Source organism: Aquihabitans sp. G128, assembly GCF_019048865.1.
Lineage (GTDB): Bacteria > Actinomycetota > Acidimicrobiia > Acidimicrobiales > Iamiaceae > Aquihabitans.
In genome coordinates this window covers 1,745,018-1,765,352 of sequence record NZ_CP077604.1, presented here as the reverse complement: position 1 = coordinate 1,765,352, position 20,335 = coordinate 1,745,018, and the positions used below count along the sequence as shown (strand labels likewise).

Annotated in this window: 18 protein-coding genes, 1 other RNA gene and 3 pseudogenes; 14 read left to right on the top strand and 8 right to left on the bottom strand. The window is 71.8% G+C overall.

Annotated elements, in window-relative coordinates; genetic code table 11:
* Nucleotides 1-65: 65 nt before the first annotated feature.
* A pseudogene (secA, locus tag KSP35_RS08435) lies at nt 66-2,781 on the top strand (preprotein translocase subunit SecA).
* 25 nt (nt 2,782-2,806) lie between these two features.
* On the opposite strand, the gene KSP35_RS08430 reads toward secA, so the two are convergent.
* Both KSP35_RS08430 and KSP35_RS25720 read right to left on the bottom strand, forming a co-directional pair.
* Entirely contained in the window at nt 2,807-3,172 is a 366-nt protein-coding gene (locus tag KSP35_RS08430; RefSeq protein ID WP_217000843.1) for an EamA family transporter, read from the bottom strand.
* A 484-nt stretch (nt 3,173-3,656) separates the two neighbouring features.
* Nucleotides 3,657-3,758 (bottom strand): annotated as a pseudogene (locus tag KSP35_RS25720) (hypothetical protein); the annotation flags it as partial.
* A 61-nt stretch (nt 3,759-3,819) separates the two neighbouring features.
* Between KSP35_RS25720 and KSP35_RS08420 the strand changes: the two are divergent.
* Nucleotides 3,820-4,326, top strand: a complete 507-nt coding sequence (locus tag KSP35_RS08420; RefSeq protein ID WP_217000841.1) for a MarR family winged helix-turn-helix transcriptional regulator — start codon at nt 3,820-3,822, stop codon at nt 4,324-4,326.
* A 112-nt stretch (nt 4,327-4,438) separates the two neighbouring features.
* Complete coding sequence (locus KSP35_RS08415; protein ID WP_217000839.1) at nt 4,439-4,645, top strand: hypothetical protein; 207 nt, start codon at nt 4,439-4,441, stop codon at nt 4,643-4,645.
* Nucleotides 4,646-4,794: 149 nt separating this feature from the next.
* On the opposite strand, the gene KSP35_RS08410 is transcribed toward KSP35_RS08415, so the two are convergent.
* From KSP35_RS08410 to KSP35_RS08400, 3 genes and pseudogenes are all read right to left on the bottom strand, one after another.
* Nucleotides 4,795-4,938 (bottom strand): hypothetical protein, encoded by a 144-nt coding sequence (locus tag KSP35_RS08410; RefSeq protein ID WP_217000838.1) that lies wholly within the window; start codon nt 4,936-4,938, stop codon nt 4,795-4,797.
* 78 nt (nt 4,939-5,016) lie between these two features.
* A pseudogene (locus KSP35_RS08405) lies at nt 5,017-6,215 on the bottom strand (ATP-binding cassette domain-containing protein); the annotation flags it as partial.
* 356 nt (nt 6,216-6,571) lie between these two features.
* On the bottom strand, nt 6,572-8,326 hold the full coding sequence (locus tag KSP35_RS08400; protein ID WP_217000834.1) for an ABC transporter ATP-binding protein: 1,755 nt from the start codon (nt 8,324-8,326) through the stop codon (nt 6,572-6,574).
* 126 nt (nt 8,327-8,452) lie between these two features.
* On the opposite strand from KSP35_RS08400, the gene KSP35_RS08395 reads away from it, so the two are divergent.
* From KSP35_RS08395 to KSP35_RS08380, 4 genes are all read left to right on the top strand, one after another.
* Nucleotides 8,453-8,995: a GNAT family N-acetyltransferase gene (locus KSP35_RS08395; protein WP_217000832.1), complete on the top strand. Its 543-nt coding sequence runs from the start codon at nt 8,453-8,455 to the stop codon at nt 8,993-8,995.
* Between the two features lie 48 nt (nt 8,996-9,043).
* Entirely contained in the window at nt 9,044-10,156 is a 1,113-nt protein-coding gene (prfB, locus tag KSP35_RS08390) for a peptide chain release factor 2 (RefSeq protein ID WP_217000830.1), read from the top strand.
* A 117-nt stretch (nt 10,157-10,273) separates the two neighbouring features.
* On the top strand, nt 10,274-10,951 hold the full coding sequence (ftsE, locus tag KSP35_RS08385) for a cell division ATP-binding protein FtsE (protein ID WP_217000828.1): 678 nt from the start codon (nt 10,274-10,276) through the stop codon (nt 10,949-10,951).
* Between the two features lie 12 nt (nt 10,952-10,963).
* Nucleotides 10,964-11,860 carry an ABC transporter permease gene (locus tag KSP35_RS08380; RefSeq protein WP_217000826.1) on the top strand — a complete coding sequence of 299 codons (897 nt, stop codon included), beginning with the start codon at nt 10,964-10,966 and terminating at the stop codon, nt 11,858-11,860.
* A gap of 133 nt (nt 11,861-11,993) precedes the next feature.
* Here KSP35_RS08380 and KSP35_RS08375 read toward each other — a convergent pair whose 3' ends face one another.
* Nucleotides 11,994-13,244, bottom strand: coding sequence for a cytochrome P450 (locus KSP35_RS08375; RefSeq protein WP_217000824.1), 1,251 nt, complete (start codon nt 13,242-13,244; stop codon nt 11,994-11,996).
* A gap of 85 nt (nt 13,245-13,329) precedes the next feature.
* Here KSP35_RS08375 and KSP35_RS08370 point away from each other — a divergent pair, with 85 nt between their 5' ends.
* The 5 genes from KSP35_RS08370 (at nt 13,330) to KSP35_RS08350 (ending at nt 16,398) form a co-directional block, all read left to right on the top strand.
* Nucleotides 13,330-14,226: a TIGR03560 family F420-dependent LLM class oxidoreductase gene (locus tag KSP35_RS08370; RefSeq protein WP_217000822.1), complete on the top strand. Its 897-nt coding sequence runs from the start codon at nt 13,330-13,332 to the stop codon at nt 14,224-14,226.
* Nucleotides 14,223-15,401 carry an acetyl-CoA acetyltransferase gene (locus tag KSP35_RS08365; RefSeq protein ID WP_217000820.1) on the top strand — a complete coding sequence of 393 codons (1,179 nt, stop codon included), beginning with the start codon at nt 14,223-14,225 and terminating at the stop codon, nt 15,399-15,401. Before KSP35_RS08370 ends, KSP35_RS08365 begins: the two co-directional genes overlap by 4 nt.
* Nucleotides 15,398-15,736, top strand: coding sequence for a Zn-ribbon domain-containing OB-fold protein (locus KSP35_RS08360; protein ID WP_217000818.1), 339 nt, complete (start codon nt 15,398-15,400; stop codon nt 15,734-15,736). Before KSP35_RS08365 ends, KSP35_RS08360 begins: the two co-directional genes overlap by 4 nt.
* Nucleotides 15,678-15,830 carry an OB-fold domain-containing protein gene (locus tag KSP35_RS25715; RefSeq protein WP_217000816.1) on the top strand — a complete coding sequence of 51 codons (153 nt, stop codon included), beginning with the start codon at nt 15,678-15,680 and terminating at the stop codon, nt 15,828-15,830. The genes KSP35_RS08360 and KSP35_RS25715 overlap by 59 nt, the downstream gene beginning before the upstream one ends.
* Before the next feature lie 88 nt (nt 15,831-15,918).
* Nucleotides 15,919-16,398 (top strand): CarD family transcriptional regulator, encoded by a 480-nt coding sequence (locus KSP35_RS08350; RefSeq protein ID WP_217000814.1) that lies wholly within the window; start codon nt 15,919-15,921, stop codon nt 16,396-16,398.
* Between the two features lie 246 nt (nt 16,399-16,644).
* On the opposite strand, the gene KSP35_RS08345 is transcribed toward KSP35_RS08350, so the two are convergent.
* Complete coding sequence (locus KSP35_RS08345) at nt 16,645-17,754, bottom strand: fatty acid desaturase (RefSeq protein WP_254127044.1); 1,110 nt, start codon at nt 17,752-17,754, stop codon at nt 16,645-16,647.
* Nucleotides 17,755-18,131: 377 nt separating this feature from the next.
* Between KSP35_RS08345 and KSP35_RS08340 the strand changes: the two genes are divergently transcribed.
* Together KSP35_RS08340 and KSP35_RS08335 are read left to right on the top strand one after the other, a co-directional pair.
* Complete coding sequence (locus KSP35_RS08340; protein ID WP_217000812.1) at nt 18,132-18,911, top strand: DUF305 domain-containing protein; 780 nt, start codon at nt 18,132-18,134, stop codon at nt 18,909-18,911.
* Between the two features lie 44 nt (nt 18,912-18,955).
* Entirely contained in the window at nt 18,956-19,777 is an 822-nt protein-coding gene (locus KSP35_RS08335) for an inositol monophosphatase (protein WP_217000810.1), read from the top strand.
* A 100-nt stretch (nt 19,778-19,877) separates the two neighbouring features.
* Here the strand turns inward: KSP35_RS08335 and ssrA are convergent.
* Nucleotides 19,878-20,260: a transfer-messenger RNA gene (gene ssrA, locus KSP35_RS08330) on the bottom strand.
* Between the last annotated feature and the right edge of the window lie 75 nt (nt 20,261-20,335).

Genomic DNA, 20,335 nt, shown 5'->3' with positions numbered 1-20,335 from the left:
CGATCCGGCGCACCCCGACCGGGCGACGGGAGTTCACGGGCCGGCGATCTACACTGGCGAACCTCATGGGTGTACTCGACAAGCTCCTCAGGGTCGGCGAAGGGCGCAAGGTCAAGGCCTTGCAGGGCCTCGTCCCCGACATCAACGCGCGAAGACGAGCTGAAGAAGCTCTCCGACGACGCGCTCCGTGCCAAGACCGGCGAGTTCCGCACGATGCTCGACAACGGCGCCGACATCGACGACCTGCTCGTCGACGCCTTCGCGGTGGTCCGCGAGGCGGCCAGCCGCACCATCGGCCAGCGCCACTACGACGTGCAGATGATGGGCGGCGCCGCCCTGCACTTCGGGTGGGTGGGCGAGATGAAGACCGGTGAGGGCAAGACGCTGGTCTCCACGCTGCCGGTGTACCTGAACGGGCTCACCGGCAAGGGCGTCCACGTCATCACGGTGAACGACTACCTCGCCACCCGTGACGCCGAGTGGATGGGCCAGGTGCACGGGTGGATGGGCCTGTCGATCGGCCTGATCCTGCCGGGCGACTACGACAGCGAGCACAAGCGCAGCCAGTACGCCTGCGACATCACCTACGGCACGAACAACGAGTTCGGCTTCGACTACCTGCGCGACAACATGGCCACCCGCCAGTCGGACAAGACCCAGCGGGGCCACCACTACGCCATCGTCGACGAGGTCGACTCGATCCTGGTGGACGAGGCCCGGACGCCGCTCATCATCTCCGGTCGCGTGGCCGACGCCGCGAAGCTGTACTACAAGTTCGCCAGCATCGTCCGGGGCCTCACGCGCGACGTCGACTACGACGTCGACGAGGAGAAGCGGATCGTCTCGCCGCTCGAGGAGGGCGTGAACAAGGTCGAGAAGGCCCTGGGCCTCGAGAACCTCTACGACGCCGTCCAGCAGAACCTCGTCCACCAGTTCCAGGCCGCCCTGCGGGCCAAGGAGCTCTACAAGCGGGACAAGGACTACATCCTCCAGCACGGCGAGGTGAAGATCGTCGACGAGTTCACCGGTCGCATCCTCGAGGGCCGGCGCTGGTCCGAGGGCCTGCACCAGGCCGTCGAGGCCAAGGAGGGGGTGAAGATCAAGGAGGAGAACCAGACCCTCGCCACGATCACCCTCCAGAACTACTTCCGGATGTACGACAAGCTCGCCGGCATGACGGGCACGGCGGTCACCGAGGCCGCCGAGTTCGCCAGCACCTACGACCTCCAGGTGGTGCCGATCCCCACCCACCGGGACCTGCTCCGCAAGGACCAGCCGGACCTGATCTACAAGTCCGAGGAGTTCAAGTACGAGGCGGTCGTCGAGGACATCGCCGAGCGCTACGAGACCGGTCAGCCGGTCCTCGTCGGCACCATCTCGGTCGAGAAGTCCGAGAAGCTGGGCCGGATGCTCGAGAAGCGGGGCATCCCCCACGAGGTGCTCAACGCCAAGCAGCACACGCGGGAGGCGGAGATCGTCACCCAGGCCGGTCGCCTGCACTCCGTCACCGTCGCCACCAACATGGCCGGTCGTGGCGTCGACATCCTCCTCGGCGGGAACCCGGAGGGCCTGGCCCTGAAGGACCTGCGCGCCGAGGGCCTCGACCCCGAGGCCGAGGACGGCAAGGCCCGCTTCGAGAAGCTCCTCGCCGACTACAAGGCCCAGACCGAGGCCGAGGGCGACCTCGTCCGCGAGGCCGGCGGCCTGTACGTGCTCGGCACCGAGCGCCACGACTCCCGCCGGATCGACAACCAGCTCCGCGGCCGCTCGGGCCGCCAGGGCGACCCGGGCGAGAGCCGGTTCTACCTGTCGCTGGAGGACGAGCTCATGCGCCTGTTCGCCACCGGCGCCATGAACTGGGTCATGGGCCGGGCCCTGCCCGACGACGTGCCGATCGAGGCGAAGATGGTCACCAAGGCCATCGAGCGGGCCCAGAACACCGTCGAGCAGCGCAACGCCGAGATCCGCAAGAACGTGCTCAAGTACGACGAGGTGATGAACGAGCAGCGCAAGGTCATCTACAAGCGCCGCGACCAGATCCTCGAGGACGCCGACCTGCGCGAGGAGACGCTCGACTACCTGTCCGAGGCCGTCACCGCGTCGGTGGCCACCTACTGCGTGGCCGAGGCCGACGACGAGTGGGACCTCGACGGCCTGCACGCCGAGATCTCCTCGTTCTGGCCCACCGAGCTCACCACCGAGGACATGGGCAAGGCCGACAACACCGTCGACCTCCAGGTCACGCTGCTCGACGAGGCCACGGCCTACTACGAGCAGCGCGAGCAGGAGCTCGGCGAGGAGACCATGCGCCAGATCGAGCGCCAGGTGATGCTCAACATCATCGACCAGCACTGGCGCGAGCACCTCCAGGAGATGGACTACCTGGAGGAGGGCATCGGCCTCCGGGCCATGGGCCAGCGGGATCCGCTCGTCGAGTGGCAGCGCGAGGGCTACGAGATGTTCGGGACGATGATGCAGTCGATCGCCCAGGACTTCGTCAAGTACGTCATGCACGTGCAGGTCGTGGTCGAGGACGACGCCTCCAGCAACGACGTCGTCGACCTGGCCCTCTCCGGCCCGGCCGACCCGTCCGAGTCGAACGGCAACCTCGTCGCCGCCGCTCGGGCCCAGGCCGCCGCCGAGGGCGCCGAGGCGCCGGCCGTGGCCGCGGAAGAGGTCGTGCAGGCCCCGGTGGTCAAGTCCGAGTGGGACAAGACCCCCCGCAACGCCCCGTGCCCCTGCGGCTCGGGCAAGAAGTTCAAGAACTGCCACGGCGCCTAGCGCCGCTGCCGTCGGCGCCTCCGGATCAGGGGGCGCCGACGGCCTCGGGTGCCCGGACGGGCACCGCGCCGCGATCGGCGGTCCGCCCGGCGTCGGGTGGGGTGCCGAGGGTGGCGCCGTAGGCGATGGAGCCGAGGGCCAGGGCGAAGCCCAGGAGCTGCAGCGGCGACAGGTCCTGGCCGAGCACGGCCCAGCCGATCGCCGCGCCGGTGACCGGGGCGGCGAGGCCGAGTAGCGGTGGTGCGGCCGCGGGCAGGCGCCGGATGCCCTGGAACCAGAGCACGTAGGCCAGGGCGGTGGCCGCCAGGCTGAGGTAGGCGAAGCCCGCCACGCTGGTGCCGGTGAGCGCCGGGGGTGCGCCCTCGACGAGGAGCGCCGGGCCGAGCAGCACGGCGCCCCCCCACGAGCAGCTGCCACCCGGTGGTCCCCAGCCGGTCCGCCGGGGTGGGGAAGCGCTTGGTGAGCACGACGCCGACGGCGAAGGACGCGTTGGCGGCCAGCGCAGCCAGGATGCCGACCGGGTCGAGGTGGGCGCCGGGACGAACCACCACGAGGGCCACGCCCGTCGCGGCGACGATCCCGATGGCGAGGTCGCGGCCACGCGGCGCCCGGCCGGTCGACGCCGCGGTGAGGAGGGCCACGAGCAGCGGCTGCAGCCCGCCGGCGGCGGCCGCCACGCCGCCGGGGAGGCGGTACACCGCCACGAAGAGCAGGGGGAAGAACAGGCCGAAGTTGCACGTGCCCAGCGCGACGATGCGGGCCCAGTCCCGGCCGTGCGGGCGGGTGCGGCTGCGGAGCGTGCCCAGCGCCACCAGCAGCAGCCCGGCGGGGACCACCCGCACCAGCGCCACGAACAGCGGCCGTCCGGCGGGGAGCAGCTCGGTGGTGACGGCGTAGGTGGTGCCCCAGGAGATGGGGGCGAGCACGGTGGATCCGGCGGCCCACCACGACGGTGCGGGCGACTTCAGTATCTTCATGTTGAACATCTTAATGTTGAGATGATGAGCGTCAACCGACGGTCGACCTAGGGTCCCTGGCGTGGCCCGTGATCGAGATGCCGTCGACCGCATCGCCGGGGAGTGGGCGCAGAGCCGCCCGGACGTCGACTCCTCGCCGATGGAGGTGATCGGTCGGGTCTCGCGCCTGTCGCGGCTGGTCGATCGGCGACTGGCCGAGAACTTCGCCCGCTTCGACCTGGAGGCGTGGATGTACGACGTGCTCGCCACCCTGCGGCGGGGCGGTGAGCCCTACGAGCTCACCGCGGGGGAGCTGGTGCGCCAGAGCATGGTGACCACCGGTGCCATCACCAACCGGGTGGACCGGCTGGCGGCCCGTGGCCTGGTGGAGCGCACGGGGGCTGCGGATCGCCGCAAGGTCGTGGTACGGCTCACCCCTGCGGGCCTGCGCCTGGTCGACGAGGTGGTGGTGGCCCACATGGCCACCGAGGCCGAGCTGCTGGGCGCGCTCTCGGCTCGCCAGCGGGACGACCTGGCCCGCCTCCTGCGGACCGCGCTGCTGTCGATCGGCGACCACGCCGAGCCCTGAGTCGCCCCGCTCCGGGGCCGGAGATCGCCGTCAGGCGCAGGACAGCAAGCTGGAACCCGGCGCCAACGGACGCGAAACCGCCGCGACCACCCGGCTCCGTACGGTCACCGCCATGACCGACACCACCAGCACGCTCTATGCCTGGAAGTGGATCGACGGCTTCGGCGCCCGTCGTCCGCAGCTCCCCTCGGAGAAGCGGGCCAACGGCACCTCCGTGACCAAGATGCTCCCCTGGGCCCGGGCCGAGATGGGTGCGCCGCGCCCGCTGCTGCCGTGGGAAGACCGGCTGGGCAACGACTGGCGGGGGATCAAGGCCTAGCGAAGGCGTCCGTCCGGGGGCTGGGCGCCCGGACGGCGAGGACGGGCCGGGCCCCCCGGGGCCCGGACCAGGCGTGCCGTGGTGGTGGCGGGCGGGCACCACGGCGGGTCCATCGACACCGGCCTCCGGCCGCGACGACCAGTAGGGGGTCAGCGCAGCCGGTGGCCGGCGTCGAGGCGGATGACCTGGTCGGCGCGGTCGAGCACCCGCGGCCGGTGGCTGACGGCCAGGACGGTGAGCCCGCCATCGGCGGAATCGAGGAGCCCGTCCCAGAGCCGGGCCTCGGTGGTCACGTCGAGGGCGCTGGAGAGGTCGTCGATGACGAGCAGCTCCGGCTGGCGGACGAAGGCCCGAGCGGCGGCGGCGCGCTGCACCTGGCCGCCCGAGAGGCGGACGCCCTTGGGGCCGACCATGGTCTCGAGCCCGTCGGGCAGGTCGTCGAGGTCGTCGTCGAGGCAGGCCAGGGCGAGCGACCGGGCGAGCCCGGCGCCGTCGACGCCGAGCAGGACGGTGTCGGCGAGGGTCTCGGAGAACAGCCGGGGCACCTGGGGCACGTAGGCCACCCGCGGCGGGACGAGCACGGTCGAAGGCTCGTCGAGCCGGACGCCGTTCCAGGCGATGGTCCCCTCGGCGCGCGCACGAGGCCGAGCAGGGCGCGGAGCAGGACCGACTTCCCGGAGCCCACCGGCCCGGTGACCACCACGAGCTGGCCCCGCTCGACCTCGAGGTCGACGCCGTCGACCTGGTCGGTGTCGTCGAGGTGGACCCGGAGCCCGCGCACCTGGAGCCGGTCCAGGCGCACGGCGGCCGGCCGCTGGGCGCGGGGCACCACGGGGTCGACCGCGTACGGTGGCGGCCCGTGGCGCAGGTGGGTCTCGACCTTGGCCGACGCGGCGTCGGGGTCGCGATCCACGGTCAGCCGGCCGAGCCGGGCCGCCGACACCTCGGCCTGGCGCTGCCAGGCCGACCACCGGGCGGTGATGCGCGGAAGCCCGGCCACCACCGTGGCGTAGGTGGTGAACAGCCCGATGTCGCCGACGGTCAGGTCGCCGCGGCGCATGGCGGGGGCGGCCAGGAGGAGGGCGAGGCCAAGCCCGGCGTTGGCCGTGATGCCGCCCAGCACCTGGCTGACCTGGGTGCCCACCTGGTCCCGGCGGGCCGCAGCGGCGCGGGCGTGGCCGAGGGCCTCGAACCGGCGCAGGACGGCCGGCTCGGCGGCAGCGACCTTCACCGCGCCGATGGCGCCGAAGGCGTCGCCGATGAAGCCGGTGACCCCGGCGGTGGCGCGGCGCTCGTCGAGGCGCCAGTGCCGCAGGCGCGAGGCGAGCAGCTGGCCGATCCACAGCACGACCACGATCGGGACCGCCATGGCGGCGGCGGCCGGCGGGGAGATCAGCAGCAGCACCACGAGCCCGCCCACCGACCCGAGGGTGGCGGCGACCAGGTCGAGCCACACGTCGAGCACGAGGGCGAGGTCCCGCGCGTCGTCGCGGAAGCGGCTGACGGCCTCGCCGGGGGAGCCGGGCAGGCGGCCGGTGACCGGGCCGGGGTCCTGGCCGAGCGAGCGCATGACGTTGATGCGGGGGACGGTGTGCCAGAAGACGAAGGCGCCGTGCCACTGCACGATGGCCGGGAGCAGGACGAGCCAGCGACCGATCTCGAAGCCCGCCAGCACGGCCACCAGGGCCCAGATGCCGGAGCCGTCGCCGGGCGGGAGGTGGTCGAGCACGGCGCGCAGGAGCAGGCCCGCCACGAGCGGCAGGCAGAAGAACAGCACCCACATCGACACCGAGATCAGCCACGCGGTGGGATCGGCGCGCAGGATGCGCCAGGCGAAGCGGAAGCTGCTGGCGGTCTCGGTGTCGGCCTCGGTGCGTGGACGGCCAGCGGCCGCTGCAGCTTCCGGGGCGGTGGGATCGACCGCGGTCACGGTGCCACCTCCTCTGGCGAGCGGCCGGCGGCCAGGAGGCCGTGGTAGCGCGAGCTCACGTCGGCGGCGAGCACCTCGCGCTCGTCGTGCTCCACCACGCGGCCGTGGTCGAGCACGCAGATGCGGTCGACCCGATCGAGGGTGGCCAGCCGGTGGGCGATGGTGATCGAGGTGCGCCCGGCGAGCAGGCGGTCGGTGGCGGCGGTGAGCCGTTCCTCGGTGGCGGGGTCGAGCCGGCTCGAGGCCTCGTCGAGGATGACCACCGCCGGATCGGCGAGCAGGACCCGGGCGAAGGCCAGGAGCTGGCCCTCGCCGGCGGACAGCTCGGCGTCGCCGTCGAGGTGCTGGTCGAGGCCGTCGGGCAGCGAGGCCAGCCAGGTGCCGAGCCCGACGTCGACGAGCGACCGCGCCAGGAGCTCGTCGTCGGCCTCGAGGGTGCCGAACACGGTGAGGTTGTCGCGCAGCGAGGCGCGGAACAGCTCGACCTCCTGGGTGACGATGCCGATGCGGCTGCGCAGGTCGGCCAGGCGCAGCGTGCGCACGTCGACGCCGCCCACGAGCACCGCACCCCGCTCGGTGTCCCACAACCGCGCCACGAGGCGGCCGACGGTGGTCTTGCCCGAGCCCGTGCGGCCGACGATCCCCACCGAGGTGCCGGCGGGGACCACCAGGTCGACGCGGTCGAGCACGGGGTGGCCGGTGCCGTAGCCGAACGTGACGTCGCGCAGCTCCACGGCCAGGGCCCCGGCGGGGAGGTCCGGGCCGGGGCCGTCGGCCACCACGGGCTCGGTGGCGAGGAGGCGCGCCGCCCGGCGGGTGCCGGCGATGGCCTTCTGGGCCTCGGCGAGCTGCTCGGCCACCCGCCACAGCGGGTCGCTGACGAGCTGGGAGAAGCGGAGCAGGGTGAGCACGGCGCCCACCGAGAGCTCGCCGCGCCGGCACTGCCAGACGCCGAGGGCGAGGATGGCGATGGACCCGGCGGCGAACACGGCGCCGGCCAGCGAGATGGAGCCGTCGCCCCGGATGGCGGCGCGGCGCGCCGTGCGCCACCAGCCGGCCGAGTGCTGCTGGAGCCGGTGCTCGGCCCACCGGCCGGCCCCGTTGGCCCGCAGGTCCTCGAGCCCGCCGAGGCGCTCCTCGACGTCGCCGTAGAGCTTGGCCTGCACGTCGCGCTCGTCGTCGTAGAAGGGCACGGCGATGCGCCGCAGCTTCACCATGACCGCGAGGGCGGCGGCGATGGTGGCGCCGATCAGGACGCTCGCCCGCCAGTCGATGAACGCCGACACCAGGAGGACGCCGACCACGAGGATGGCGTTGCCCAGCAGCTGGAGCACGGCGGTGGAGGAGAACTTGGTGACGGCGTCGATGTCGCCGTCGATGCGCTCGATGAGCTGGCCGGGGGAGTGGTCGCCGTGCCAGTCGAGGTCGAGCGAGAGCGCGTGGCGGCACAGGTCGCTGCGCAGGTTGTTGCCCACCCGCCAGGCCAGCCGGACCGAGAGCCACGTGACCACGAGCTGGAGGCCGTCCCCGGTGAGGGTGGTGGCGAGGAAGGCGAGCGCCAGGCCGACCAGGACGTGCGACGCCTCGCCGTCGAGGGCGGCGTCGACGAAGCGCCCGACCAGCACCGGCCCCGCCAGCGGCAGCACCATGGCGACCACCAGGATGGCCACGAGCGCGCTCAGCCGGCGCCGCTCGGGGCGCAGGTAGGCCGCCAGGAGGCGGGCGTCGGTGGTGGGCTCGGGGTTCGACATGGCGGCAGCGCCCGGGCGCGACGAGGGGGAGCAGGCGCGCCGGGGCTGGACACGTTACGGACCGGTCCGGCCACGTGCCGAGCGAATTGCCGGGCCGCAGGGCGTGCCGCTGGTCAAGATGTCGCCATGGAGCAGGCAGCGGTGGACGAGGTGTCGTGGCGGATCCGGCCGGCCGAGGCGCGTGACGTCGACGCCATCGACCGCCTCGTGCGGGCGCTGGCCGAGTACGAGCGGGAGCCCGATGCGGTCGAGGCGACGCCCGAAGACTTCCGCTCGGCCCTCTTCGGCCCCGACCCCAAGGCCTTCGCCCATGTGGCCGAGGTGGCCCCGGCGGGGGCGTCGGCCGACGATCCCGAGGCCTGGCGGGTGGTCGGGATGGCGCTCTGGTTCGTCACCTTCTCCACCTGGAAGGGCCGCCACGGGCTCTGGCTCGAGGACCTGTTCGTCGAGCCCGAGCACCGCCGGCTCGGGCTCGGCCGCGCCCTGCTCGCCACCCTCGCCGCCGTATGCGACGACCGCGGCTGGCCCCGCTTCGAGTGGTGGGTGCTCGACTGGAACGAGCCGGCGCACCGCTTCTACGCGTCGCTCGGCGCCGTCCCGCAGGACGAGTGGACCGTCTGGCGCGTCGACGGGGACGCCTTGTCCGACCTGGCCTCAGGCCCGGCCTGAGCAGCCGGTTCTCCCATCCGGGCGGGTTCGCGGGAGACTGGGCGCACCATGCGAGATGTCAGCGACGAGATCAGCGCCCTCCGGAAGCGCCACCACGAGGCAGCCACCTACCTCAAGATCGACGAGCTCCGGGCCCGGCGGCCCCAGCTCGAGACCGAGGCGTCGCGGCCCGACCTGTGGGACGACGCCGACAAGGCCCGCCAGGTCACCGGCGAGCTGTCCTCGGTCACCGACGACCTCGAGGCCTACGACGCGCTCGGAGCCCGCATCGACGACGTCGAGGTGCTGGCCGAGCTGGCGCGCGAGGAGCACGACGACTCCGTGGCCGCCGAGATCGAGGACGCGCTGAAGGCCCTGGCCGCGGACTTCTCGGCGCTCGAGCTGCGCAGCCTCTTCACCGGCGAGCACGACGAGCTCGACGCGATCTGCGAGGTCCAGTCCGGCGAGGGCGGCGCCGACGCCCAGGACTTCGCCAACATGCTCCTGCGCATGTACCTGCGCTGGGCCGAGCGCCGCGGCTTCGACGTCGAGCTCGACGAGGTCTCCGAGGGGTCCGAGGCCGGCATCTCGTCGGCCACCTTCATGGTGAAGGGCCGCCACGCCTACGGGCTGCTGCGCTCCGAGCACGGCGTCCACCGCTTGGTGCGGATGAGCCCCTTCAACGCCCAGGGCAAGCGCCAGACCGCCTTCGCCGCCCTCAAGGTCACCCCGTTCCTCGAGGACGTGCCCGACATCGTCATCGACGACAAGGACCTGCGCATCGACACGTACCGCTCGTCGGGCGCCGGCGGCCAGCACGTCAACGTCACCGACTCGGCGGTCCGCATCACCCACCTGCCCACCGGCACGGTGTCGTCCTGCCAGAACGAGCGCTCCCAGCACCAGAACAAGGACCGGGCCATGCAGGTGCTCAAGGCCAAGCTGGCCGAGCTCGAGCGCCAGAAGCGCGAGGACGAGCTCAACGCCATCCGCGGCACCCAGCACTCGGTGGGCTTCGGCTCGCAGATCCGCTCCTACGTCATGCAGCCGTACCAGATGGTCAAGGACCTGCGCTCCGAGCACGAGACCGGCAACGTCGACGGCGTGTTCGACGGGGCCCTCGACGACTTCATGGAGGCGTTCCTCCGCTGGCAGCGATCCGAGTCCCTCGCGGTCGACTGAGCGGCCGCCGCGCCGGGGGATGCCACGGATCGGCCGTAACACCTTGGTAACGTTGCCGCCTGGCACCGGGCCGTGCGCCCGCCTCGTCTCTCCATCGCCGCCTGGGGTCCCACCTGCATGATCAAGCTCGAGAACGTGTCGAAGGTCTTCAAGGGCGACGTCGTCGCCCTGCGTGAGGCCAACTGCGACATCAACAAGGGCGAGTTCGTGTTCCTGGTCGGCCCGTCCGGCTCGGGCAAGTCGACCATGATCCGCCTGCTGAACAAGCAGGAGGAGCCGAGCACGGGCGCCATCTACGTCGCCGGGAAGCACATCGGCGAGCTCAACAGCTGGAAGGTCCCGTACCTGCGCCGCAACATCGGGTGCGTCTTCCAGGACTACAAGCTCCTGTCGAACAAGACGGTCTACGAGAACGTCGCCTTCGCCCTCGAGGTCATCGGCCGCCCCCGGCACGTGGTCAAGACCCAGGTCCCGGCCATCCTCGAGCTGGTGGGCCTGTCGAAGAAGCACAAGAACTACCCCGACGAGCTCTCCGGCGGCGAGCAGCAGCGCGTGTCCATCGCCCGGGCGTTCGTCAACCGGCCGCTGATCCTCCTGGCCGACGAGCCCACCGGCAACCTCGACCCGGCCACCTCGGTCGGCATCATGCGCCTGCTGGACCGCATCAACCGCACCGGCACCACCGTGGTGATGGCCACCCACGACCGCAGCATCGTCGACACCATGCGTCGACGCGTCATCGAGCTCGATCGCGGGTCCATCATCCGCGACCAGGCCCGCGGCGTCTACGAGTAGCGCAGGAACCCCATGGCCCTCAACGGCAACTACGTGGTCCGCGAGACCACCGCGAACCTCACCCGCAACATCACCCTCACGGTGGCGTCGATCCTGACCGTCTTCGTGTCGCTGGCCATCGTGGGCACCACGGTGCTCATGCGCCAGGGTGCGCAGAACGCCACCAGCCGCTTCGAGGGCGGCGTGGAGTTCATCGTCTACGTCAACGCCGACAGCTCCGCGGAGCAGATCAAGGCCGTCGAGACGTCGCTCGACAAGAACCCGGGCATCAAGAAGACCACCTACGTCGACGCCGATGAGACCTACGCCGACTTCAAGCGCCTGTTCGCCGGCCAGGACGCCATGCTGCGCAACGTGCGCAAGGCCGACCTGCCCACCAGCTTCAAGGTCGAGCCGGTCAACAAGGACGCCGCCACCATCTCGGACCTGGTGCGCACCTACCGCAAGGAGCCCAACGTCTACGACGTCGTGGCCGCCGTGGAGGTGGTGCGGGAGATGAAGGGCATCACCAACTTCGTGAACAACGGCCTCACCTTCTTCGCCGTGTTCCTGCTGCTCGCGTCGGGCCTGCTGATCCTCAACACCATCCGCACCGCCATGTTCGCCCGGCGGCGCGAGATCGAGGTGATGAAGCTGGTCGGCGCCACCAACTGGTTCATCCGCATCCCCTTCATGTTGGAGGGGCTGGTGCAGGGCCTGGTGGGCGGCGGCCTGGCGGTGGGGTGGGTCTTCATCGCCCGCCACCTCATCGACGACCTGCTCGGCAAGTCGTCGAACCTCAAGCTGCTGCAGAACTTCTCGATCGCGTCGGGCGACGTCGCCTGGGCGTGCACCATCGTGGTGGGCGTGGCCGTGCTGTTGAGCGTCATCAGCTCGGCGCTCGCCACCCGCCGCTTCCTCGACGTCTAGCGGCCCGCCACGCCGGCGACCGGCGGCGGGGCGCGCCCGCTTCGGGCGAACTGGGCGGGAACCTGGCCGCGGGGACGGCCAGATCCCAACCCGCTTCGGTCGGTGCCCGGTCGAGCCCGGGGCGAGGCCGGGGTCAGCCGGCGAGGGAGACGGGGAGCTCGTCGAGGCCGCGGAGCACGATGCGGCCGTTCTGCACCGGGTCGCCGGCCAGCTCCATGGCGGGGAAGCGCCGCACGAGGCGGCCGATGGCCTCCTGGCCCTCCAGGCGGGCCAGGGCGGCGCCCAGGCAGTGGTGGACGCCGCTGCCGAAGGAGACGTGCTCGCGGGCGTCGGGGCGGGCGAGGTCGAGCTCGCCGGCGGTCGGGCCGAACTTCCGCGGGTCCCGGTTGGCCGAGCCCAGCACGGTGGTGACGAACTCGCCGGGGCCGATGGCGTGGCCGGCCACCTCGATGGGCTCCATGGCGATGCGCCGCGAGAACTGCACCGGGCTGTCCCAGCGCAGCAGCTCCTCGATGGCGTTGGCGTCGAGCGACGGGTCGGCCACCAGGCGATCGAGCTGGTCGCGGTGGCGGAGCAGGGCGGCGGTGCCGTTGCCGATCAGGTTGACGGTGGTCTCGTGGCCGGCGAGGTAGAGCAGCACCACGTTGTCGACCAGCTCGATGTCGGAGAGGACGTCGCCGTGCTCCTCGGCGGCGATCATGGCGGCGAGCAGGTCGTCGTCGTCCCGAGTGCGCTTCCAGGCGATGGCCTCGGCCACCACCTCGCGCATGCGGTCCGAGGCGTCGAAGATGGCCTCGGCGTGCTGCATCGCCAGGATCGGGTCGAGCACCTGGGTGATGGTGTGCGACCACGCTCGCAGCTGGTCCCGGTCGCCCTCGGGCATGCCCAGCATCTCGGAGATCACGGTGAAGGGGAGGGGGAAGGCCAGCTCGCTCACCAGGTCGACCGGTCCCTCTCGGGTGGCGAGGTCCTCCAGGATCTCGTCGACCAGCTCGCCGGCCTGGGTGCGGATCCGCTCGACGGCTCGGGGGGTGAACGCCTTCGAGACGAGCTTGCGCAGGCGGGTGTGGTCGGGCGGGTCGATGTTGAGGATGGCCCGGCTGCGCCGGACCTCTCGGCCCTCGACCAGCTTGGCCATCTGCTCGCGGCGCGTCTCGTCGATGCTGGTGACGTTGCGGTCCTCGACGCTCGTCCCCGGCTTGCGCAGGAGGGCGTGCACGTCGTCCCAGCGGGTGACCATCCAGCTGCCGAACACGCTGTGGTGCACGGGGTCGTGGTCGCGGAGGGCCTCGTACTGCGCGTAGGGGTTCTCGTAGAAGCCGGGGGCGAAGGGATCGAGCCCTCCGACGGCGGTCTCGGGCGCAGCGATGTCCTGGTCGGCCATGGGCCGACGCTACCGCTGCGGCCAACTACTTGCAGTGGTGCTGCAAGATCCCGCACGGCGGTGGCCCCGCCCTAGGGTGCCGGTCGTGCGCTTCAGCCTCTGGACCTCCACCGAACCGGCCTGGCCCGACCTGCTCGAACGAGCCTCGGCCGCCGAGGCGGCCGGCTTCGACGGCGTGTGGGTCGCCGACCACTTCATGCCCAACGGCACCGACGTCAGCAGCCCGATGCTCGAGTGCTTCACCACCCTCGCCGGCCTCGCTGCCGCCGTGCCCCGCGTGCGGCTGGGCTCGCTCGTGGCCGGCAACACGTACCGGCACCCTGCGGTGCTGGCGAACATCGGCGCCACGATCGACCACGTCAGCGGCGGCCGCTTCGTGCTCGGCGTCGGCGCCGGGTGGCAGGAGAACGAGCACGCCGCCTACGGCATCGAGCTGCCCTCGCGGCGCGAGCGCATCGACCGCTTCGAGGAGGCGTGCGAGGTGATCGCCTCCCTGCGCGACCGGCCCCGCACCGACTTCGCCGGCACCCGCTACCAGCTCACCGATGCCCCCATGGAGCCCAAGCCCCTCGGGCCCATGCCGCTGCTGATCGGCTCCAGCGGGCCGAAGCGCATGCCGCCGATCGTGGCCCGGTGGGCCGACGAGTGGAACAGCTGGGGCACCCCGGAGGTCTTCGCCGACAAGGTCGCCCACATCGATCGTGCCTGCGACGAGGCGGGCCGCGACCCGGCCAGCCTCCAGCGCTCCACCCAGGCGCTGGTGTTCCTCGGCCCGGACGGTGCGGCCAAGGCGGCCGAGCTCCAGGCCATCCGGCCCGCCATCGGCGGCACCGCCGAGCAGCTCCTCGAGGTGGTCGAGCAGTACCGGGCCGCCGGGGTCGACGAGCTGATCTTCCCGGACTTCACCTTCGGCTCCGGCCAGTCCGAGGTGCTCGAGGTGATCGACCAGCTCGCCCGCGAGGTCGTGGCGGTGGCACGGTGAGCCTCCGCGGCAAGGCCGCCATCGTCGGCGTGGCCGATGCCGTGTCGCCCACCGGCATGCTCGACGGCTCGGTGCGGGCCCTCGAGGTGCGGATGATCCGCGAAGCGCTCGACGACGCCGGCCTCATGATCGCCGACGTCGACGGGCTCTTCTCCAACCTGTCGAACGGGTGGGCGCCATCGCTCGAGCTGGCCGAGTACCTCGGCATCGCGCCGCGCTGGACCGACTCGACCCAGACGGGCGGTTCGAGCTTCGAGGTCCACGTCGAGCACGCCGCCGCCGCCATCGCCCTCGGGCTGTGCGACGTCGCCGTGGTCGTCTACGCCGCCACCCCGTACTCCTCGTTCAAGAACGGCGGCCCCGGCTTCGGCAGCCGCCAGGCCACCCCGGCGGTCACCCCCACCGCCGAGTGGGAGCTCCCGTACGCCAACCGCATGCCCATGGGCGCCTACGCGCTGGCCGCGAGCCGCCACATGCACCAGTTCGGCACCACCAGCGAGCAGCTGGCGCAGATCGCCGTCGACACCCGGCGCTGGGCCTCGATGAACCCCCGGGCCCGGCTGCAGGACCCCATCACCGTCGAGGACGTGCTGGCCTCGCCGATCCAGGCGGCGCCGCTCCACAAGCTCGACTGCTGCCTCGTCACCGACGGCGCCGGCGCCCTCGTGCTCACCAGCGCCGAGCGGGCCAAGGACCTGCGCAAGCCGCCGGCCCTGGTGCTCGGCACCGGCACCTGCCACACCCACTCGATGATCAGCGAGATGCCCGACCTCACCACGACCGGCGCCGCGATGTCGGGCCCGCTGGCCTTCCGGGCCGCCGGGCTCAGCCCGGCCGACGTCGACGTCGCCCAGCTCTACGACTCCTTCACCATCACCGTCCTGCTCCTCTTGGAGGACCTCGGCTTCTGCCCCAAGGGCGAGGGCGGGGCGTTCGTCGCCGACGGCGTGCTCGCCCCCGGCGGGGCGCTCCCCACCAACACCACGGGCGGCGGCCTCGCCTACACCCACCCCGGCATGTTCGGCATGTTCCTGCTGGTGGAGGCGGTCCGGCAGCTGCGAGGGGAGTGCGGCGACCGCCAGGTGCAGGGCGCCGAGGTCGCCCTCGCCCACGGGTCCGGCGGCGTCCTGTCGGCCATGTCCACCACCATCCTCGGCACGGAGGCCACCGCATGACGCTCATCGAGCTGCCCGAGGGCACCCCCGACCGGTTCCAGCCACCGGTGTCGCCGGCGGCGGAGCCCTTCTGGGAGGCCACCCGGGAACGCCGGCTGGTCCTGCAGTGGTGCCCGGCCTGCGAGCGGGCCATCCACTTCCCCCGCGAGGCCTGCCCGACCTGCCTCGGTGCCGACCTCGAGCTCCGCCCGGCCGCCGGCACCGGGACCGTCTACGCCGTCACCACCATCCCCAAGGCGGGCAACGCCGGCATGCGGGGGGCGCGAGCCCTACCTGGTGGCCCTGGTCGACCTGCCCGAGGGCGTGCGGCTGCTCACCAACGTGCTCGCCGATGACCCGTCCACCGTCCGGGTGGGCGACCCCGTGGTCGCCGCCTGGGAGCCGCTGCTCGACGGCCGCCACCTCGTGGTGTTCGTGCCCGCTCCGTGATGCCGGCCGCCGGTTGCCCGGTCCCGGGCTCCTTCTGGCACAATGGTTCGTCCCTGCGGTCGACCGAGACCGTACGAAGTGGAGTCTGATGTCGTTCAAGGTCAACGATCGCGTCGTCTACCCGCACCATGGCGCGGCAGTGATCAAGAAGAAGGAGAAGCGCGAGCTCCAGGGCGAGACCCGGGAGTACTTCGTGCTGGAGATGGTCCACGGCGACCTCATGCTCTCCGTGCCCGTCGACATGGCCGAGGAGGTGGGCATGCGCCCGCCCATCTCGAAGTCCGACGTCGACGACCTCTTCCGCCTCATCGCCAAGCGCGACGTGCGTGAGCCGGCCAACTGGTCCCGGCGGTTCAAGAACCACCAGGAGAAGATGAAGTCCGGCGACGTCTACCAGGTGGCCGAGGTCGTCCGGAACCTGGCCCTGCGCGAGAAGGGCAAGGGCCTCTCCACCGCCGAGAAGTCCATGCTCGAGCGGGCCCGCGGCATCCTCGTCAGCGAGCTCAGCTTCGCCCTCAACGTCACCGAGGACGACGCCCTCCTCAAGCTCGAGAAGGGGCTGGACTAGGGCGCTCTCGTCACTCGCTCGGCTGCGCCTCGCTCCGTTCCCCGAGGTTCCTGGTCGACCGGCTGACGCCGACGCCTTCGCTGCGACCACCGGCTTCGCCGCTGGTCGCAGGTCGTGGGGGGGCTCCGCAGGCTCTGCCCCCCCACACCCCCCGGGCTCGCTTCGCTCGAAGGTCAAGGGATGAACGACGAGCGCCCCGGACCATGGTCCGGGGCGCTGTGCTTTGCGAACGAGTGACGAGGAACCTCAGTCGATGGTGCCGGCTTGGCGCTCTTGGCGGCGGGAGAGGCGGCCGAGCTCCTCGGCGTGGGCGAGGGCGTTCTGGACGTGCTCGTGGAGGGCGGCCCGGTTGGCGGCGATGAGCTCCTCGAGCTGCTCGCGGCGGGTGGCCAGCTCGGGGTCGGACTCCAGCAGGGCGGGCTCGACGTCGGCCTTGTGGTGCAGCGAGCGGACGTTGGCCAGGGCGGCGCCGGCCTTGCCCCAGTGGGACTTGAACATGCCCATGTCGAAGGAGCCGTCGCGCACCCGGGCGGCGGTCTTGACCCGCGCCGGGGGCTGCTTCAGGTCCTTCACGAGGCCGACGAAGCTCAGGCCGCGGAGCACGTAGTAGCTCACGTCGAACTCCCACCAGAAGAAGCCCTGGCGAGCCGAGGCCTGGTAGTAGTGGTGGTTGTTGTGCCAGCCCTCGCCGAGGGTGATGAAGGCGATGAGGGCGGAGTTCCGGCTGGTGTCGGTGGTGGCGTAGCGGCGGCGACCCATGACGTGGGCCAGCGAGTTCACGAAGAACGTCCCGTGCCACAGCAGCACGGTGGAGCCGAAGAAGCCGAAGACCAGGCCGCTCCAGCCGCCGATCAGGAAGCTGGCGATGCCCAGCGCCCACGGGGCGAGCATGTCGTGCTTGGTGAGGAAGCGGAGCTCCGGGAACTTGTTGAAGTCCCGGATGTCGTCGGGGTTCCACGCGTTGTTCTTGTCGCACAGGATCCAGCCGACGTGGCTCCACCAGAAGCCCTTCTGGGGCGAGTGGAGGTCGCGCTCGGTGTCGCTGTAGCGGTGGTGGTTGCGGTGGTGGCTGGCCCACCAGAGCGGGCCCTTCTGGGCGGCGGTGCCGCCGCCGACGGCCATGACCAGCTGCATGCCGCGGTTCAGCTTGTAGGACCGGTGCGAGAAGTAGCGGTGGTAGCCGGCGGTGATGAAGAACATCCGCGTCCAGTACAGGACCACGAACAGGACCAGTGCGGTCTTCGAGATGCCCGTGAAGAAGGTGAGCAGGACCAGGGCGTGGATGGCCAGGAAGCCGCCCGAGGTCCACCAGTTCACCTTCTCGTCCGGTGCTCGCTCGATGCCGTGGTTGGTCAACGGGGCCTCTCTCGCTTCTGCTCGTGGGGGGAGTCCGTGGCGCCAGCCTACCTACCAGTAGGTAGGCCAGGTCAACGCGCCCGATGTCGGATCGGTCACGTCCCTCCCGAGGTGTCCGGAGGTGACCGCCCCGACGGATCGCCGGGCACCGGTTTCTTTCGGCCGCTTGCGTCATGGCTGTAGGGGTGCCGGGTCTTCACAGGTGGTCCGAACCCGTCCCTGCGGGGGTGGAGCCGGCGGTGAGCGGCAGGGGTGGCCGAGACCGCTGGCCCCACCACTCGGATCGACGAAGGGGCCCGGATCCGTCCGGGCCCCTTCGTCCGTGCCCGCCCGGCCCTCGCGGTGGCGACGCCGCCTTCCGGTGCCAGGATGGACCGGTGACCGCCACCCGACCCCCTGCGGCGCCGGCCTCCCCCGAGCTCGGCGGCCCGGACCCGCTCGCCACCCCGGCTGCGGCGCCGGTGCCCGACGAGGCCGTCGGCCGCCTCACGCGCTGGTTCGGTCCGCTCACCGCGCTGCGGGTGGTGGCCCTGCTCGTGGCCGTGGCGTTCCTCGGCGGTGCCGTCGGCTGGGCCCTGTCCCAGCACGATCGCGACCCGCTGAGCGCCACCGACGTTGGCTTCATGCGGGACATGAGCTACCACCACGAGCAGGCGATCGAGATGTCGCTCATCCTGTTGGGCAAGGACAGCGTCGACGCCGACCTCAAGTCCTTCGCCCAGGAGTTCATCATCGACCAGCGCTACGAGCAGGGCCTGTTCAACGCCATCCTCGACCGCTACGGCTACTCCGCCGAGGTGGGCAAGACGGTGATGGGGTGGATGGGCCCGCCCCTGCCGCGCGACTCCATGGAGGGCTTGGCCACCGAGAGCCAGATGGCGGCCCTGCGCGCGGCCACCGGCACCAAGGCCGAGGCCCTCTTCGTCGCCCTCATGACCGAGCACCACCTCGGCGGGCTGCACATGGCCGACTGGGAGGCCCGCAAGGGCAAGGACCGCACCGTCCGCAACGTGGCCAAGGCCATGGTCACCACCCAGCGCGGCGAGGTCATCGACTTGAACAGCTACCGGCTGCGCCACGACCTCCCGTTGGAGAAGGGCTTCTCGGATCCGCTCGAGGACCAGCGCCTCAACCCCCTCAGCCTCGACACCGACTGATCGACGGGGTGGCGCCCACCTCGCCGCGTGGGAAGGTGGGTGGCGTGGAGCGTGCGGAGCTGGTGGCGCAGGTCGGGGCCGCCGTGCGGGCGGTGGCGGCCGAGGTCGTCCTGCCGCGGTTCGGGGCCCTGACGGCTGCGCAGATCCACGAGAAGGAGCCTGGTGACCTTGTCACCGACGCCGATCGCGAGGCCGAGGCCGCCCTCTCGGAGCGCCTGCGCGAGCTGCTCCCCGGGGCAGCGGTGGTGGGGGAGGAGGCCGTCGCGGCCGACCCCGGCGTGCTCGAGCGGGCCGCGGCGGCCGAGCGGGCGTGGGTGATCGACCCCATCGACGGCACCAGCAACTTCGTCGCCGCATCGCCGGACTTCGCCGTCATGGTGGCGCTGGTGGAGCGGGGCGAGACCACCGCCGGGTGGATCCACCACCCCGTGTCGGACCGGATGTTCACCGCGACCAGGGGCGGTGGCGCGCAGCTCGACGGCACCTCGGTCCGCCGTCGCCCGGCGCCGTCGAGCAGCGCCGAGCTGCGCGGCGTGCTGCGGACCCGCTACCTCGAGCCGGCTGCGGCGGCTCGGGCGATCGAGCGGTCGGCGGCCTTCGCCCACGTCGACGAGGGTCGCAAGGCCGCCGGCATCGAGTACCCGCGGGTGGTCCTCGGCGAGATCGACTTCGTCCTCTACCTCCGCACCCACGTCTGGGACCACGCGGCCGGGGCGCTCATCCTGGAGGAGGCCGGCGGCCGCGCCGCCCGGCTCGACGGCACCACGTACCGACCGTTCAGCGACGCGGTGGGCCTGGTGCTCGCCGCCGACGACGCCACCCGAGCACGCGCCACCGAGGCCTTCGCACCCGCCGGCGAGCTCTGAGGCCCTCGGCGCGCTGGCGGCCACCGGTGACCGCAGGCAGTTGCGGTCCGTCGACGACGACTGGCCCGAGCGAAGCGCTCGGGCCAGGGCCAGGTGTTGTTGGTGGAGCTGGGGAGAATCGAACTCCCGTCCGCGAAGCGGTTGACGACCGCGCTACGACCGTTCCCGAGCTCGAGCCATGACGGCTGGCTCACCACCGGGTTGGTCGGGCTTGCGCCCTCCGCCTCGTCTTTCCGAGGTGCCAGCGTTCTTTCTCGCCGTCAGCGGTCTTTCCCGCCGTCAACCTCTACTTCTGTTGCCGGGCTGTAGTGGTCAGGCCCCGTGTGCCATTGCTGGTCACGGTGTCTCTCTAGTTCCTAGTGAGTACTAGGCGGCGAGAGCGAAGTCGCCATCGGCGCTTCTGTTGGTTCCCCGTTTAACGAGTCTGAGAAACTCGGGTCGCACGTCCGGCTCCCAGTCTCCACGTCGAAACCGGTCAGCCCCTTGTCAAGGATCCGCCCACGAGCACGTGGTGGTGGGCGGCTCGCCAAGGGTACCGGCCCGGGGCCGCCCCGGCAC

Bases quoted from the DNA above. Each gene is read 5' to 3' on its own strand.
- ftsE (WP_217000828.1), top strand. From the start codon at position 10,274: ATGATCAAGCTCGAGAACGTGTCGAAGGTCTTCAAGGGCGACGTCGTC.
- KSP35_RS08415 (WP_217000839.1), top strand. From the start codon at position 4,439: ATGACCGACACCACCAGCACGCTCTATGCCTGGAAGTGGATCGACGGC.
- KSP35_RS08400 (WP_217000834.1), bottom strand. From the start codon at position 8,326: ATGTCGAACCCCGAGCCCACCACCGACGCCCGCCTCCTGGCGGCCTAC.
- KSP35_RS08350 (WP_217000814.1), top strand. From the start codon at position 15,919: ATGTCGTTCAAGGTCAACGATCGCGTCGTCTACCCGCACCATGGCGCG.
- KSP35_RS08395 (WP_217000832.1), top strand. From the start codon at position 8,453: ATGGAGCAGGCAGCGGTGGACGAGGTGTCGTGGCGGATCCGGCCGGCC.
- KSP35_RS08360 (WP_217000818.1), top strand. From the start codon at position 15,398: ATGACGCTCATCGAGCTGCCCGAGGGCACCCCCGACCGGTTCCAGCCA.
- prfB (WP_217000830.1), top strand. From the start codon at position 9,044: ATGCGAGATGTCAGCGACGAGATCAGCGCCCTCCGGAAGCGCCACCAC.
- KSP35_RS08380 (WP_217000826.1), top strand. From the start codon at position 10,964: ATGGCCCTCAACGGCAACTACGTGGTCCGCGAGACCACCGCGAACCTC.
- KSP35_RS08375 (WP_217000824.1), bottom strand. From the start codon at position 13,244: ATGGCCGACCAGGACATCGCTGCGCCCGAGACCGCCGTCGGAGGGCTC.